The organism is Citrobacter sp. JUb117 (assembly GCF_024809055.1).
Lineage (GTDB): Bacteria > Pseudomonadota > Gammaproteobacteria > Enterobacterales > Enterobacteriaceae > Citrobacter > Citrobacter gillenii.
Genome location: NZ_JANUFB010000004.1, coordinates 1 through 14,128, shown reverse-complemented (window position 1 = coordinate 14,128; position 14,128 = coordinate 1). Strand labels below are relative to the sequence as shown.

Annotated in this window: 16 protein-coding genes; 8 read left to right on the top strand and 8 right to left on the bottom strand. The window is 52.6% G+C overall.

Annotated elements, in window-relative coordinates; translation table 11 throughout:
* The 4 genes from accA to tilS all read left to right on the top strand — a co-directional run bounded on the left by accA (nucleotide 1) and on the right by tilS (nucleotide 5,007).
* Nucleotides 1-960, top strand: coding sequence for an acetyl-CoA carboxylase carboxyl transferase subunit alpha (gene accA / locus M2374_RS10100; RefSeq protein WP_096758227.1), 960 nt, complete (start codon nucleotides 1-3; stop codon nucleotides 958-960).
* 99 nt (nucleotides 961-1,059) lie between these two features.
* On the top strand, nucleotides 1,060-3,210 hold the full coding sequence (gene ldcC, locus M2374_RS10095) for a lysine decarboxylase LdcC (protein ID WP_181688458.1): 2,151 nt from the start codon (nucleotides 1,060-1,062) through the stop codon (nucleotides 3,208-3,210).
* Nucleotides 3,211-3,263: 53 nt separating this feature from the next.
* Nucleotides 3,264-3,653, top strand: coding sequence for a VOC family protein (locus M2374_RS10090; protein WP_259154687.1), 390 nt, complete (start codon nucleotides 3,264-3,266; stop codon nucleotides 3,651-3,653).
* Between the two features lie 61 nt (nucleotides 3,654-3,714).
* The gene (gene tilS / locus M2374_RS10085; RefSeq protein WP_181688456.1) at nucleotides 3,715-5,007 is read left to right on the top strand and encodes a tRNA lysidine(34) synthetase TilS; all 1,293 of its coding nucleotides are present in this window, start codon (nucleotides 3,715-3,717) and stop codon (nucleotides 5,005-5,007) included.
* 83 nt (nucleotides 5,008-5,090) lie between these two features.
* On the opposite strand, the gene rof is transcribed toward tilS, so the two are convergent.
* The gene (gene rof, locus M2374_RS10080) at nucleotides 5,091-5,351 is read right to left on the bottom strand and encodes a Rho-binding antiterminator (protein ID WP_096758223.1); all 261 of its coding nucleotides are present in this window, start codon (nucleotides 5,349-5,351) and stop codon (nucleotides 5,091-5,093) included.
* Nucleotides 5,338-5,538, bottom strand: a complete 201-nt coding sequence (locus M2374_RS10075) for a YaeP family protein (RefSeq protein WP_096758222.1) — start codon at nucleotides 5,536-5,538, stop codon at nucleotides 5,338-5,340. The genes rof and M2374_RS10075 overlap by 14 nt, the downstream gene beginning before the upstream one ends.
* Before the next feature lie 188 nt (nucleotides 5,539-5,726).
* Here M2374_RS10075 and M2374_RS10070 point away from each other — a divergent pair, with 188 nt between their 5' ends.
* Genes M2374_RS10070 through nlpE form a run of 3 tightly spaced genes read left to right on the top strand, consistent with a single transcriptional unit; the run spans nucleotide 5,727 to nucleotide 7,421 of the window.
* Nucleotides 5,727-6,269, top strand: coding sequence for a YaeQ family protein (locus M2374_RS10070; protein ID WP_181688455.1), 543 nt, complete (start codon nucleotides 5,727-5,729; stop codon nucleotides 6,267-6,269).
* Entirely contained in the window at nucleotides 6,269-6,691 is a 423-nt protein-coding gene (gene arfB / locus M2374_RS10065) for an alternative ribosome rescue aminoacyl-tRNA hydrolase ArfB (protein WP_096758220.1), read from the top strand. Before M2374_RS10070 ends, arfB begins: the two co-directional genes overlap by 1 nt.
* A gap of 31 nt (nucleotides 6,692-6,722) precedes the next feature.
* A complete protein-coding gene (gene nlpE, locus M2374_RS10060; RefSeq protein ID WP_181625358.1) occupies nucleotides 6,723-7,421 on the top strand; it encodes an envelope stress response activation lipoprotein NlpE in 699 nt (232 codons plus the stop codon).
* A gap of 42 nt (nucleotides 7,422-7,463) precedes the next feature.
* Here nlpE and proS read toward each other — a convergent pair whose 3' ends face one another.
* The 6 genes from proS to metN all read right to left on the bottom strand — a co-directional run bounded on the left by proS (nucleotide 7,464) and on the right by metN (nucleotide 13,056).
* Complete coding sequence (gene proS / locus M2374_RS10055; protein WP_137399687.1) at nucleotides 7,464-9,182, bottom strand: proline--tRNA ligase; 1,719 nt, start codon at nucleotides 9,180-9,182, stop codon at nucleotides 7,464-7,466.
* Nucleotides 9,183-9,292: 110 nt separating this feature from the next.
* The gene (gene tsaA / locus M2374_RS10050; RefSeq protein WP_181688454.1) at nucleotides 9,293-10,000 is read right to left on the bottom strand and encodes a tRNA (N6-threonylcarbamoyladenosine(37)-N6)-methyltransferase TrmO; all 708 of its coding nucleotides are present in this window, start codon (nucleotides 9,998-10,000) and stop codon (nucleotides 9,293-9,295) included.
* The gene (gene rcsF, locus M2374_RS10045) at nucleotides 9,997-10,401 is read right to left on the bottom strand and encodes an Rcs stress response system protein RcsF (RefSeq protein WP_096758216.1); all 405 of its coding nucleotides are present in this window, start codon (nucleotides 10,399-10,401) and stop codon (nucleotides 9,997-9,999) included. The genes tsaA and rcsF overlap by 4 nt, the downstream gene beginning before the upstream one ends.
* Before the next feature lie 116 nt (nucleotides 10,402-10,517).
* Nucleotides 10,518-11,333, bottom strand: a complete 816-nt coding sequence (metQ, locus tag M2374_RS10040; protein ID WP_096758215.1) for a methionine ABC transporter substrate-binding lipoprotein MetQ — start codon at nucleotides 11,331-11,333, stop codon at nucleotides 10,518-10,520.
* A gap of 45 nt (nucleotides 11,334-11,378) precedes the next feature.
* Nucleotides 11,379-12,032, bottom strand: coding sequence for a methionine ABC transporter permease MetI (locus M2374_RS10035; RefSeq protein WP_003018471.1), 654 nt, complete (start codon nucleotides 12,030-12,032; stop codon nucleotides 11,379-11,381).
* Entirely contained in the window at nucleotides 12,025-13,056 is a 1,032-nt protein-coding gene (gene metN, locus M2374_RS10030; protein WP_096758214.1) for a methionine ABC transporter ATP-binding protein MetN, read from the bottom strand. Before metN ends, M2374_RS10035 begins: the two co-directional genes overlap by 8 nt.
* Before the next feature lie 189 nt (nucleotides 13,057-13,245).
* On the opposite strand from metN, the gene gmhB reads away from it, so the two are divergent.
* A complete protein-coding gene (gene gmhB / locus M2374_RS10025) occupies nucleotides 13,246-13,812 on the top strand; it encodes a D-glycero-beta-D-manno-heptose 1,7-bisphosphate 7-phosphatase (RefSeq protein ID WP_181688453.1) in 567 nt (188 codons plus the stop codon).
* Nucleotides 13,813-14,128: the final 316 nt, after the last annotated feature.

Here is a 14,128-nt window from a genome sequence, read left to right as displayed (position 1 = left end):
ATGAGTCTGAATTTCCTTGATTTTGAACAGCCGATTGCAGAGCTGGAAGCAAAAATCGATTCTCTGACTGCGGTGAGCCGTCAGGATGAGAAACTGGATATTAACATCGATGAAGAAGTGCATCGCCTGCGTGAAAAAAGCGTAGAACTGACGCGCAAAATCTTTGCCGATCTTGGCGCATGGCAGGTAGCCCAGCTGGCTCGCCATCCACAGCGTCCGTACACCCTGGATTACGTCCGCCTGGCGTTTGATGAATTTGATGAGCTGGCGGGCGATCGTGCCTATGCGGATGATAAAGCTATCGTCGGCGGCATCGCGCGTCTTGATGGTCGTCCCGTGATGATCATTGGTCATCAGAAAGGCCGCGAGACTAAAGAAAAAATTCGTCGTAACTTCGGCATGCCAGCACCGGAAGGCTATCGCAAAGCGCTGCGCCTGATGGAAATGGCCGAACGTTTCAAGATGCCGATCATTACCTTCATTGACACCCCTGGGGCTTATCCGGGCGTGGGCGCGGAAGAACGCGGTCAGTCTGAAGCGATTGCGCGTAACCTGCGTGAAATGTCACGTCTGAGCGTACCGGTTATCTGCACCGTTATCGGCGAAGGTGGCTCCGGTGGCGCGCTGGCGATCGGCGTGGGCGATAAAGTGAATATGCTGCAATACAGCACCTATTCTGTTATCTCCCCGGAAGGCTGTGCATCCATTCTGTGGAAAAGCGCAGACAAAGCGCCGTTGGCGGCAGAAGCGATGGGCATTATTGCCCCGCGTCTGAAAGAGCTGAAGCTGATCGATTCTATCGTACCGGAACCGCTGGGCGGGGCGCATCGTAATCCAGAAGTCATGGCTGCGTCGCTGAAAGCACAGCTGCTGGCCGATCTGGCCGATCTCGATGTGTTAAGTACGGAAGAGCTGAAAAATCGCCGTTACCAGCGACTGATGAGCTACGGTTACGCGTAAACTGCATATATTCTGAAAAGGGCCACAACGCTGTGGCCCTTTTTTTTACCTGCGGTTTGACCAGGCTATGATTAACTAAGGTTTTTCCAGGAGGAACGCATGAATATCATTGCCATCATGGGACCGCATGGCGTCTTTTATAAAGATGAGCCCATCAAGGAACTTGAACGTGCACTACTGCAGCAGGGATTTCAGATTATCTGGCCGCAGAATAGCGTCGACCTGCTGAAATTTATTGAGCATAACCCGCGAATTTGCGGCGTCATTTTTGACTGGGATGAGTACAGCCTGGAGCTGTGTAGCGATATCAACCAGCTTAACGAATACCTGCCGCTTTACGCCTTTATCAATACCCATTCGACGATGGATGTCAGCGCCCACGACCTGCGCATGGCGCTGTGGTTTTTCGAGTATGCTCTAGGCCAGTCTGACGATATTGCCACCCGTATTCGCCAGTACACCAATGAATACCTCGATAACATCACTCCGCCGTTTACCAGGGCGTTGTTCACCTACGTGAAAGAAGGGAAGTATACCTTCTGTACGCCGGGGCACATGGCGGGGACGGCATACCAAAAGAGTCCAGTGGGCTGCCTGTTCTATGACTTTTTTGGCGGCAATACGCTCAAGGCCGACGTCTCCATTTCCGTGACCGAATTGGGTTCGCTGCTGGACCATACTGGCCCGCACCTGGAGGCCGAAGAATATATCGCCCGCACCTTTGGGGCAGAGCAGAGCTATATGGTGACGAATGGCACCTCGACGTCGAATAAAATTGTCGGTATGTATGCAGCCCCGACTGGAAGTACGCTACTGATCGATCGTAACTGTCATAAATCACTGGCGCATTTGCTGATGATGAGCGACGTGGTACCCATCTGGCTGAAGCCCACGCGTAATGCGCTGGGTATCCTTGGCGGCATACCTAAACGTGAATTTACCCGTGAGAGTATTGAGCGCAAAGTCGGAGAGACCGTCCAGGCCCAGTGGCCAGTACATGCGGTGATCACCAACTCTACCTACGACGGTCTGCTGTATAACACCAACTGGATCAAACAGACGTTGGACGTGCCGTCTATTCACTTTGACTCGGCCTGGGTGCCATACACTCATTTTCACCCGATCTATCAGGGGAAAAGCGGCATGAGCGGCGAACGAGTACCTGGTAAGGTTATCTTTGAAACCCAGTCGACCCATAAGATGCTGGCGGCGCTGTCGCAGGCTTCTCTCATCCACATTAAAGGTGACTACGATGAAGAGACCTTTAATGAAGCCTTTATGATGCATACCTCGACGTCGCCGAGCTACCCGATTGTCGCGTCAATAGAAACGGCGGCGGCAATGCTGCGCGGCAACTCAGGCAAGCGCTTAATCAATCGCTCCGTTGAGCGTGCGCTGCATTTTCGCAAAGAAGTACAGCGACTGCGGGAAGAATCGGACGGCTGGTTCTTTGATATCTGGCAGCCGGAAAAGGTGGATGAAGCGGAATGCTGGCCCGTTGCGCCGGGTGAAGACTGGCATGGGTTTACCGATGCCGACGCCGACCACATGTTCCTCGATCCGGTGAAAGTGACTATTCTGACACCGGGGATGGATGAACAGGGAAACATGAGTGACGAAGGGATCCCGGCGGCGCTGGTGGCGAAATTCCTCGACGAACGCGGTGTCGTGGTGGAGAAAACGGGTCCGTATAATCTGTTATTTTTGTTCAGCATTGGCATTGATAAAACCCGGGCGATGGGGTTGCTGCGCGGGCTGACAGAGTTCAAACGTTCGTACGATCTGAATTTGCGTGTGAAGAATATGCTGCCAGATTTGTATGCTGAAGATCCGGATTTCTATCGCAATATGCGTATTCAGGATCTGGCACAGGGGATCCACAATCTGATCCGCCAACACGATCTCTCCGGGCTAATGCTACGGGCATTTGACACCCTACCGGAAATGAAAATGACGCCGCATCAGGCCTGGCAGCGGCAGATCAAAGGCGAGGTGGAGACGGTGACGCTTGACCAACTGGTGGGGCGCATTTCTGCAAATATGATCCTGCCTTATCCTCCCGGCGTACCGTTGCTGATGCCGGGGGAAATGATCACCGAAGACAGCCGGGCGGTGCTCGATTTCCTGTTGATGCTGTGTTCTGTCGGCCATCATTATCCCGGATTCGACACGGATATTCATGGCGCTAAACTGGGTGAGGACGGCGTGTACCGTGTGAGAGTCCTAAAAATGGCATCGCAGCTTGCCTGAACCGACCGCGGACGAGTAACGTGCGAAAAGAAAACTAAAGAGGCTAAGACGCTATGCTGGGATTAAAACAGGTTCACCATATTGCCATTATTGCGACGGACTACGCGGTGTGTAAGGCATTTTACTGCGACGTGCTGGGCTTTACGCTGATGAGCGAGGTCTACCGGGAAGAGCGTGACTCCTGGAAAGGCGATCTGGCGCTGAACGGGCAGTACGTGATTGAGCTTTTTTCTTTTCCATTTTCACCTTGCCGTCCCAGCCGACCGGAAGCCTGCGGGTTACGCCATCTGGCGTTCAGCGTGGATGATGTGGAAAAGGCGATAGCCCATCTGGAAAATCATAATGTGAAATGTGAGGCAGTACGTGTCGACCCCTTTACCGGCAAACGCTTTACTTTTTTCAACGATCCGGATGGATTACCGCTTGAATTATACGAGCAGTAAGGCTTGTCATTGTAACGGTAGCCCGGTAACGTGCCGGGCAATACCCTAGTAAGTACTCATCATGACGACACTCACACTAAACACTTCACTTCTGACATCTCCCCATATTCTGGTGGCCTTTAGCGGTGGCCTCGACTCGACCGTGCTGTTGCACCAACTGGTGCTGTGGCGAAAACAACACCCCTACATCGTTCTACGCGCTATCCACATCCACCATGGATTGAGTCCGCACGCAGACGAATGGGTGACGCACTGCGAATCGGTTTGTGCACAATGGCAGGTGCCGCTGGTGGTTGAACGGGTGCATCTTCAGGATGACGGGCTGGGGATAGAGGCGCAGGCCCGGCGGGCGCGCTATCAGGCTTTTGCCCGGACGCTGCTGCCGGGTGAAGTGCTGATGACCGCCCAGCATCTTGATGACCAGTGTGAAACCTTTTTGCTGGCGCTCAAACGCGGCAGCGGCCCGGCCGGACTTTCTGCAATGGGGGAAAGTTCACCGTTTGCTGGGACCCAGCTTATTCGCCCGCTATTGGCGCAAACGCGTGACGCGCTTGAACGCTGGGCGTTGGAGCATGGACTACGCTGGATTGAAGATGAAAGTAATCAGGATGATGCCTACGATCGCAATTTTCTGCGGCTACGTATAATCCCGCAACTGCAACAGCGCTGGCCGCACTTTGCTGAAGCGGCGGCCCGCAGTGCGGTGCTGTGTGCCGAGCAGGAACGTTTGTTGGATGAGTTACTTGCCAATGATTTAGCGGAGTGTGTCACCGAGCAGGACACCCTTTTAGTTGAGCCATTAATGATGATGAGCGATGTACGACGTGCAGCGCTGCTTCGTCGCTGGCTGGCAGGGCTGAATGCACCGATGCCATCCCGGGATGCGCTGGCGCGAATCTGGCAGGAAGTGGTGCTGGCGCGGGAAGATGCTGCGCCGTGCTTGTGCGTAGGCGAATATGAAATCCGCCGCTATCAGTCACAGCTGTGGTGGGTGAAATCCGTTACCGGGCAAAGTGAAACTGTCATCCCGTGGTCATGCTGGCAAACACCGCTGACGCTGCCTGCCGGGCTGGGAGACGTACAGTTACTCCCAACGGGAAAATTACGTATGCCGCACGTGGGTGAACCGGTCAGTATTCGCTTTAAAGCGCCCGGGTTATTACACATTGTCGGGCGTAACGGTGGGCGTAAGCTCAAAAAAATATGGCAGGAGCAGGGAATTCCGCCCTGGCGACGCGATACCACGCCGTTACTGTTTTACGGCGAAACGCTGATTGCGGCAGCCGGTGTCTTTGTTACGCGGGAAGGACTGGCGGAAGGGGAAGAAGGCGCGAATCTGGTATGGCATGCCTGATGGCGCTGCGCTTATCAGGCCTACGTATCGCATGGAAAGTAGGCCGGATAAGGTGCTTGCACCGCCATCCGGCAACAAAATAATCAGGATTCGCTAACCACCACGGTACCGATTTCCGGGTGGCTGAAGCTGGCAATCTTGTCGAGACGAAGCTCACGTGATTCTCCAGAGACGTCTGCAACCAGATATTCCACATTTTTGCGTGAAACCAGGTCATTGGCTTTCGCCTGCAGCACTTCGCCATCTTTCAGCGCCAGCGTCAGTAATAAATGGTGCTGGCAGGCGAGCTCAAGATTGTCGTAATCATCACAGTTAATGGGTTGATACGTTTCATTCATTGACATAATCGCTCACCAGTAAGTTCGCGGCAGCATAGGCCGCTTTTTCTCTGACCGACTCTGAAAGGGCGCTGTCTTCCGCCACTTCATTCAGCACTTTCAATACGCAACCCAGCGCATCCGGGACATACCCTAAGTCTCCGCTGGCGATTTCCGCGTACCGCTTGCGTATTAACTCACAATATTTTTCCACATGCCCTCCTGTCAGTACTCTGACTTAACCGTGGATGCAAGTCTAAGCCTACGAAGATAAACTCTGTTTAGCAAGGTGACTATACCATACTCATTCAAGCAATATCAGCGCCTTGATAGAAGAGCTGTTAGCAGCCTTTTGGCGTAGTTTTCGCTACAATGTGCGCCTGATTCGAAAGGAGTTCTCTCATGGCGCTTAAAGCGACAATTTATAAAGCCGTTGTCAACGTGGCGGATCTTGACCGCAACCAGTTTCTTGACGCGGTATTGACGCTGGCGCGTCACCCTTCTGAAACCCAGGAACGCATGATGCTGCGCCTGTTGGCATGGATTAAATATGCCAATGAGCGGTTACAGTTTACGCGGGGCTTGAGCGCAGAAGATGAGCCAGAAGCATGGCTGCGTAACGATCATCTGGGCATTGATTTATGGATTGAACTCGGCCTGCCGGATGAGCGTCGGATTAAGAAGGCCTGTACTCAGTCTGGGGAAGTTGCTCTGTTTACCTATAACAGTCGGGCGGCGCAAATCTGGTGGCAGCAAAACCAGAATAAGTGCGCACAGTTTAAAAATTTGACTGTCTGGTATCTGGATGACGAACAGCTGGCGCAGCTGAGCGACTTTGCCGGGCGTACTATGACGTTGCAGGCGACCATCCAGGATGGGGCTATCTGGTTGTCAGACTCTCAGAACAATCTGGAAATTCATCTGACCGCGTGGCAGCAGCGTTGATGATCGTTCTCTCCCGAAACGTCTCTATCCCTGATAATGAGCTGGAAATCACGGCTATCCGGGCACAGGGTGCGGGTGGGCAGCACGTTAATAAGACCTCGACGGCCATCCATTTGCGCTTTGACATTCGGGCCTCTGGCCTGCCAGAGTATTACAAGGAACGCTTGCTGGCGGCCAGTCATCATCTGATCACTGCCGATGGCGTCATCATCATTAAGGCGCAGGAATATCGCAGTCAGGAACTCAACCGGGAAGCGGCTCTGGCCAGGCTGGTGGCGTTGATTAAAGAATTAACCGCAGTGCAAAAAAGCCGCCAGGCAACGCGTCCTACGCGCGCCTCGAAAGAGCGCCGGTTGTCATCGAAGGCGCAAAAATCCACCGTGAAGGCGCTGCGCGGGAAAGTTCGTCGTTCGCAGGACTGACGAACAGGAATAAAAAAATCATAAGGATTTTATAGTGAAAACAGCAATATTGTCAGTGGTCGCTGTATGCACGCTCTTTTCCTTGATCGGCTGTAATAATCGTACTGACGTCGAAGCATTGCAGTCGACGCGGGCGGCAGAATTAAAACCGATGCAGCAAAGTTGGCGTGGCATCTTGCCCTGCGCCGACTGCGAAGGGATTGAAACCTCGCTGTTCCTGGAAAAAGACGGGACCTGGGTGATGAACGAACGGTATCAGGGCGTACGGGATGAACCGTCTTCCTTTGCCTCCTATGGCACCTGGGCACGCACGGCGGATAAGCTGGTGTTGACCGACAGCAAAGGTGAGAAGTCTTACTACCGGGCAAAAGGCGAGGCGCTGGAAATGCTCGATCGTGAAGGTAATCCGATCGAATCGCAGTTCAACTATACCCTTGAGCCGGTGTCAGCCAGTTTGCCCGTCACGCCAATGCCGATGCGTGGGATGTATTTCTACATGGCGGATGCGGCTGTCTTTACCGACTGTGCGACGGGCAAGCGTATGCCGGTAGCAAATAATGCCCAGCTTGAACGCGGCTATTTAACTGCTCGCACGGAAACTGGCCAATCGGTCTTGTTGACCCTTGAAGGGCATTTCACGCAGGAGGCGAACCCGGATACGGGCGAGAAGGTGAAAACGCTGATGGCGGATAAAGACGCGAAGTTTATACCCGGTAAAGGGTGTAATTAATCTCTGAAAAAAAGGCCCTGATGATCAGGGCCTTTTGCTGTATTAGCCTTTAATGGCTTTAATCAGATAGTCGACGATGTCGCCGGTTTTAATCAGCTGTTTCTCGCCGTGACGACGGTATTTGTATTCGATATCATCGTTATCGAGGTTACGGTCGCCCAGCACGATGGTGTGCGGAATACCGATCAGTTCCATATCGGCAAACATCACGCCTGGACGTTCTTTACGATCGTCCATCAGCACTTCGATACCCTGCGCACGCAGCTCTGCGTAAAGCTTCTCAGCCAGTTCCTGCACGCGGTAGGATTTGTGCATGTTCATCGGCAGAATCGCCACCTGGAACGGCGCGATAGCATCTGGCCATACAATGCCGCGATCGTCAAAGTTCTGTTCAATAGCGGCAGCAACAACGCGAGTCACCCCGATACCGTAGCAGCCCATGGTCAGAATCTGGTTACGACCATCTTCGCCCTGAACGGAAGCTTTCATTGCTTCAGAGTACTTGGTACCCAGCTGGAAGATGTGACCGACTTCGATACCGCGTTTAATCAGTAGTGTGCCTTTGCCGTCCGGGCTCGGGTCGCCGGCAACGACGTTACGGATGTCAGCCACTTCTGGCGTGGCGACATCACGATCCCAGTTAATACCGAAATAGTGTTTACCGTCGATGTTAGCACCTGCTGCGAAGTCGCTCATGACCGCAACGGTACGATCGATAACTACCGGGATCGGCATGTTCACTGGACCGAGCGAGCCAGGACCTGCTTTGACTACGGCACGAATTTCTTCTTCGGTGGCGAAGGTCAGTGGGCTGGCAACCTGCGGCAGTTTTTCTGCTTTGACTTCGTTCAGTTCGTGATCGCCACGAACCAGCAGCGCAACCAGCGGGTAGCTGCTGCCTTCGACCGCTTTCACCAGCAGCGTTTTAACGGTTTTTTCGATCGGCAGATTGAACTGCTCAACCAGCTCAGCGATGGTTTTCGCGTTTGGCGTATCGACCAGCGTCATTTCCTGCGTGGCGGCACCGCGCGGTTCTTTTGGCGCTACGGCTTCTGCAAATTCGATGTTGGCAGCAAAGTCGGAGCTGTCAGAGAACACCACGTCATCTTCGCCGCTCTGCGCCAGAACCTGGAATTCGTGAGAAGCGCTACCGCCGATAGAACCGGTGTCAGCCTGTACCGCACGGAAATCCAGACCCATACGGCTGAAGATCTTGCTGTACGCGGCATACATTGCGTCGTAGGTTTCTTGCAAAGATTCCTGAGTCGTATGGAAAGAGTACGCATCTTTCATCAGGAATTCACGGGAGCGCATGACGCCGAAACGCGGACGCACTTCGTCACGGAATTTAGTCTGGATCTGGTAGAAGTTCAGCGGCAGCTGTTTGTAGGAGCTGAGCTCGTTACGGATCAGGTCGGTGATCACTTCTTCATGCGTTGGGCCGAGTACGAATGGACGATCGCCGCGGTCAGCAATACGCAGCAGTTCCGGGCCGTACTGTTCCCAACGGCCGCTCTCTTCCCACAGTTCAGAAGGCTGAACTACCGGCATTAACACCTCGATAGCACCGGCGTTGTTCATCTCTTCACGCACGATGTTTTCGACTTTTTTCAGGACGCGCACGCCGGTCGGCAGCCAGGTATATAACCCGGAGGCCAGCTTGCGAATCATCCCGGCGCGCAGCATCAGCTGGTGGCTGATAACCTCGGCGTCGGCAGGTGTCTCCTTCAGAGTGGAGAGCAGATATTGGCTAGTACGCATGTTGTTACGGTTCCAGTTGAACGATCGAACAGGCTCAACGCGAGCCTGACACAAAAAAAGTGGTTTAGTTTACCAGCGAGAAAGGGATGTCAAAAGAGAAGGGTGCGAAATTACCGGGGTTCGAGCGCAAAGACTTCGAAACCCTCTGCCGTCACGCGCCAGCGCACGTTGAAATCGTGTAGCCAGACGGCGTACGTTTTGCCTGTCTCTTCACCCTTACGATACGCAGGACGCGGGTCCTGTGCCAGCACTTCACCAATAAATGTTTTTAGCAGCGGATAACGTTTTTCCATCATCAGAAGTTGTTGCTCAACCTCAGGGGTGAAACCGACCGCCATTTCCGCGACTGGCGCATGCTGTGCATAGCTGGCGGTGGCATTGGGTAGTGCTTCAGCAAACGGCAGGTAGGGCTTGATATCGACCACCGGAGTTCCGTCGACCAGATCCAGACTGCCCAGTTGTAGGACGACGTTATCTTTCTGGCAGACAATACCTTTTAGTTCGACCAGCGACATGCCGACAGGGTTAGGGCGAAAGGTCGAACGTGTAGCAAAGACGCCCATTCTGGCGTTGCCGCCAAGTCGGGGCGGGCGTACGGTTGGCCGCCATCCACCTTCCATTGTCTGGTGAAAAACAAAAATCACCCACAAATGGCTGAACGCTTCCAGGCCGCGAACGGCATCGGCCTGGTTATACGGTGCGAGCAAATGCAGTTCGCCGTTGGCACTTTTCACCAGACCTGGCTGGCGTGGAACGGCGAATTTTTCTTTATAGGGAGAGCGGATAAAGCCTATTTGCTCGAACTGAAAGTGGCTCATTTCGTCGAAATATTCAGTGCAGAACCAATGCAAACCGCCTGACGGTAGCAACCCGGTGTTCCGCTGGTCACTTCGCAGCTGTGCAGCAATACCGCATTCGCTTTCATTTTAGAGGCATTTATCTGCATGCGTTTGCGTGCGGTTGGAATACTTGGAGGAGAATCCTGGTTTGATGCCTGGCAGGATTCACCGCTGACTTCACCCAGATCGCGGAATGGTTTACCAACCAGATCTTCAGCGTTGGTGATAATTCTTACCGGTGTGGCACGCGGTGCTTTTGGTTTTTCTGGCTCCACTTTCGGCGGGGTCGTAGTGCTTTGAACGGGTTCAACAGGGGATCTGCTTAACATAGAACAGCCGCTCAACATGAGTGCTACTAAACAGATCGGTAAAGCACGCATAATATTTCCTCAATGAATGATCTAAACGTCAGATATTGAATCAGGTGCTTGCATAAATGACAAGACGGGCAAGCGCCCGTCCTGATGATATTACAGATTTTGGAAACAGCCTAAAATTACCAGCCCTTAACAGCGCCGCCATTGAAGACTTTGTTTGCCGCTTCGTAAACTTCGTCAGACTGATACGCCTCAACGAATTTCTTCACATTCTCAGCATCTTTATTGTCTTCGCGAGTTACGATCAGGTTTACGTACGGGGAGTCTTTATCTTCAACAAAGATACCGTCTTTTGCCGGGGTCAGGCCGATCTGGCTGGCGTAGGTGGTATTGATAACCGCCAGCGCGATCTGTGCGTCGTCCAGTGAACGCGGCAGCTGTGGTGCTTCCAGCTCTACCAGTTTCAGGTTTTTCGGGTTTTCAACCACATCCAGCGCGGTTGGCAGCAGGCCAACGCCGTCTTTCAGTTTGATCAGGCCCACTTTCTGCAGCAGCAGCAGGGAACGACCGAGGTTAGTCGGGTCGTTTGGAATCGCTACCTGAGAACCGTCCTGCAGTTCATCCAGTGATTTGATTTTTTTGGAATAGCCAGCAATTGGGTAGACGAACGTATTGCCTGCAGCAACCAGTTTGTAACCGCGATCTTTGATCTGCTGATCCAGGTATGGTTTGTGCTGGAAGGCATTGGCATCGATATCGCCTTTGCTCAGCGCTTCGTTAGGCAGGACGTAATCGTTGAACGTGACCAGTTCAACGTCCAGACCGTATTTTTCTTTCGCCACTTTCTGTGCGACTTCGGCAACCTGCTGCTCTGCGCCAACAATAACGCCCACTTTGATGTGGTTTGGATCTTTTTCATCCTGACCGCAACCCACAAGTGCCAGAGAACCGATCAGGGCTCCAACTGCCGCAAAGGTTTTGAATTTGAACGCCATGCTTATTTCCTTTTCTTAATGAGTTTTTCTGTGTTGTGTGTAACGTTACTTGTGCGTGACCGCCCGGACGATGCGATCGCCGGATAACTGAATTAAATAAACCAGAACGACAAGTAATACCAGTACTGTATTCATCACGGTAGCGTTGTATCCAATGTAACCGTATTGATAGCCAATCTGCCCAAGACCGCCCGCACCGACGGCCCCGCCCATTGCTGAGTAACCGACCAAGGTAATCAGCGTGATCGTTGCCGCATTCACCAGGCCTGGCAACGCTTCTGGTAGTAACACTTTACGCACGATCTGTAACGGCGTAGCGCCCATCGCTCTTGAGGCTTCAATCAGCCCGGTCGGGATTTCCAGCAGCGCGTTTTCTACCATTCGGGCAATAAACGGTGCGGCACCCACGGTCAGCGGGACGATAGCGGCCTGTAAACCGATCGAGGTGCCGACAATCATGCGGGTAAATGGAATCATCCATACCAGCAGTATAATGAATGGGATGGAGCGGAAAATATTGACCAGCGCTGACAGCGTACGATAGAGCTTCGCGTTCTCGATGATTTGCCCCGGGCGCGTGACGTACAGTAGTACGCCGACGGGCAGGCCAATCACAAAGCCAAAAAAACCGGACACAAAGGTCATTGCCAGCGTTTCCCATACGCCGCGAACTAGCAGCCACATCATTGGCTCAGACATAACCCAGTACCTCTACTTTTACATGGTGTTCCTGCAGCCAGTTGATGGCCGCTTGTGTATCTTCTTGTGCGCCGTGCATTTCAGTCAGCATGATGCCGAACTTGACGCCACCGGCGTAATCCATCTGCGCACTGATAATGTTGTTGTTCACATTAAAGCGGCGAGCAATTTCGGAAAGCAGTGGGGCATCGACAGAGTGGCCGGTAAACTCCATACGCAGCATCGGGACGCTATCGGCTTCTGGTTCTGCTTTTAAGCGTTCCTGATAATCTTCTGGAATATCCAGATGCAGCGTGGATTGAATGAATTTCTGCGCCAGCGGCGTTTTCGGATGTGAAAACACTTCGCTCACCGTGTCCTGCTCGATCAGTTCACCGTTACTGATAACCGCCACGCAGTCACAAATACGTTTTACGACGTCCATCTCATGGGTAATCAGCAGGATGGTTAACCCAAGACGGCGGTTAATGTCTTTCAGTAATTCCAGAATCGAACGGGTCGTTGCCGGATCGAGTGCGCTGGTGGCCTCATCGCACAGCAATACCTTCGGTTGGCTTGCCAGCGCACGGGCAATGGCGACACGCTGTTTCTGGCCGCCTGAAAGGTTGGCGGCATAGCTGTCGTGCTTATCGCCAAGGCCCACTAAATCCAGTAGCTCGGTAACGCGACGTTTGATCTCTTCTTTTGGGGTGTTGTCCAGCTCCAGTGGAAGCGCGACGTTACCAAATACCGTGCGGGAAGAAAGCAGGTTAAAGTGCTGGAAAATCATGCCGATTTGACGGCGAGCTTTGGTCAGCTCGGATTCAGAAAGCGTAGTGAGCTCCTGACCGCCGACCTGTACACTGCCCTCCGTTGGGCGTTCAAGTAAGTTAACGCAGCGGATGAGCGTACTTTTACCGGCACCTGAGGCGCCAATAACGCCATAAATCTGTCCGGCAGGAACATGCAGGCTGACATTGTTCAGTGCCTGAATGGTGCGCGTCCCCTGCTGGAACACTTTGGTGATATTCGAAAGTTTAATCATGGGTTATTTATTATCGTAATTAAGTTAGCCGTGGCATTTTCGTCTGTCTGGTACGGTCGACGTCGTTAATAAGATGGATGTTAAGGCATCCAGACGTCTAAATCAATCTGGCTTTGCACGATGAGCACTTTCTTGCCTGCCGAAACATGCGATACTAGAGCAACATGCCTTATTCAGGAGCTATAAAAGGTGGCAAAGTCTGTACCTGCAATTTTTCTCGACCGTGACGGCACCATTAATGTGGACCACGGTTACGTACATGAGATCGACGAGTTCGAGTTTATCGACGGCGTTATTGATGCCATGCGTGAACTTAAACAGATGGGCTATGCACTTATCGTCGTGACTAACCAGTCGGGTATTGCCCGCGGTAAATTTACTGAAGCGCAGTTCGAAACGCTGACGGAGTGGATGGACTGGTCGCTGGCCGATCGTGATGTTGATCTGGATGGCATCTACTATTGTCCTCACCACCCGCAGGGAACGGTAGAAGAGTACCGCCAGGTTTGCGACTGTCGTAAACCGCATCCAGGAATGCTTCTCTCTGCGCAAGAGTTCCTGCACATAGATATGGCGGTTTCCTATATGGTGGGCGACAAAATAGAAGATATGCAGGCAGCAGCCGCCGCTAACGTTGGGACCAAAGTATTGGTGCGCACGGGTAAGCCTGTCACGCCAGAAGCAGAAAATGCGGCTGATTTAGTGATAAATAGCCTGGCTGACCTGCCATTGGCGATAAAAAAGCAGCAAAAGTAAGCGTTATGGATAAAAGGTGAGCGGTTGAAACAAAAATGCATTTTTCCGCTTGTCTTCCTGAGTCGACTCCCTATAATGCGCCTCCATCGATACGGCGGATGTGAATCACTTCACACAAACAGCCGGTTCGGTTGAAGAGAAAAACCTGAAAATAAACGGTTGACTCTGAAAGAGGAAAGCGTAATATACGCCACCTCGCAACAGTGAGCGAAAGCCGTGTTGCACTGCTCTTTAACAATTTATCAGACAATCTGTGTGGGCACTCGAAGATACGGATTCTTAACGTCGCAAGACGAAAAATGAATACCAAGTCTCT

What these genes read in the sequence shown, in the direction of transcription:
- M2374_RS10035 (WP_003018471.1), bottom strand. Translation starts at nt 12,032, where the DNA reads ATGTCTGAGCCAATGATGTGGCTGCTAGTTCGCGGCGTATGGGAAACG.
- metQ (WP_096758215.1), bottom strand. Translation starts at nt 11,333, where the DNA reads ATGGCGTTCAAATTCAAAACCTTTGCGGCAGTTGGAGCCCTGATCGGT.
- ldcC (WP_181688458.1), top strand. Translation starts at nt 1,060, where the DNA reads ATGAATATCATTGCCATCATGGGACCGCATGGCGTCTTTTATAAAGAT.
- M2374_RS10070 (WP_181688455.1), top strand. Translation starts at nt 5,727, where the DNA reads ATGGCGCTTAAAGCGACAATTTATAAAGCCGTTGTCAACGTGGCGGAT.
- metN (WP_096758214.1), bottom strand. Translation starts at nt 13,056, where the DNA reads ATGATTAAACTTTCGAATATCACCAAAGTGTTCCAGCAGGGGACGCGC.
- tilS (WP_181688456.1), top strand. Translation starts at nt 3,715, where the DNA reads ATGACGACACTCACACTAAACACTTCACTTCTGACATCTCCCCATATT.
- accA (WP_096758227.1), top strand. Translation starts at nt 1, where the DNA reads ATGAGTCTGAATTTCCTTGATTTTGAACAGCCGATTGCAGAGCTGGAA.
- tsaA (WP_181688454.1), bottom strand. Translation starts at nt 10,000, where the DNA reads ATGAGCCACTTTCAGTTCGAGCAAATAGGCTTTATCCGCTCTCCCTAT.
- rcsF (WP_096758216.1), bottom strand. Translation starts at nt 10,401, where the DNA reads ATGCGTGCTTTACCGATCTGTTTAGTAGCACTCATGTTGAGCGGCTGT.
- arfB (WP_096758220.1), top strand. Translation starts at nt 6,269, where the DNA reads ATGATCGTTCTCTCCCGAAACGTCTCTATCCCTGATAATGAGCTGGAA.
- proS (WP_137399687.1), bottom strand. Translation starts at nt 9,182, where the DNA reads ATGCGTACTAGCCAATATCTGCTCTCCACTCTGAAGGAGACACCTGCC.
- rof (WP_096758223.1), bottom strand. Translation starts at nt 5,351, where the DNA reads ATGTCAATGAATGAAACGTATCAACCCATTAACTGTGATGATTACGAC.
- M2374_RS10090 (WP_259154687.1), top strand. Translation starts at nt 3,264, where the DNA reads ATGCTGGGATTAAAACAGGTTCACCATATTGCCATTATTGCGACGGAC.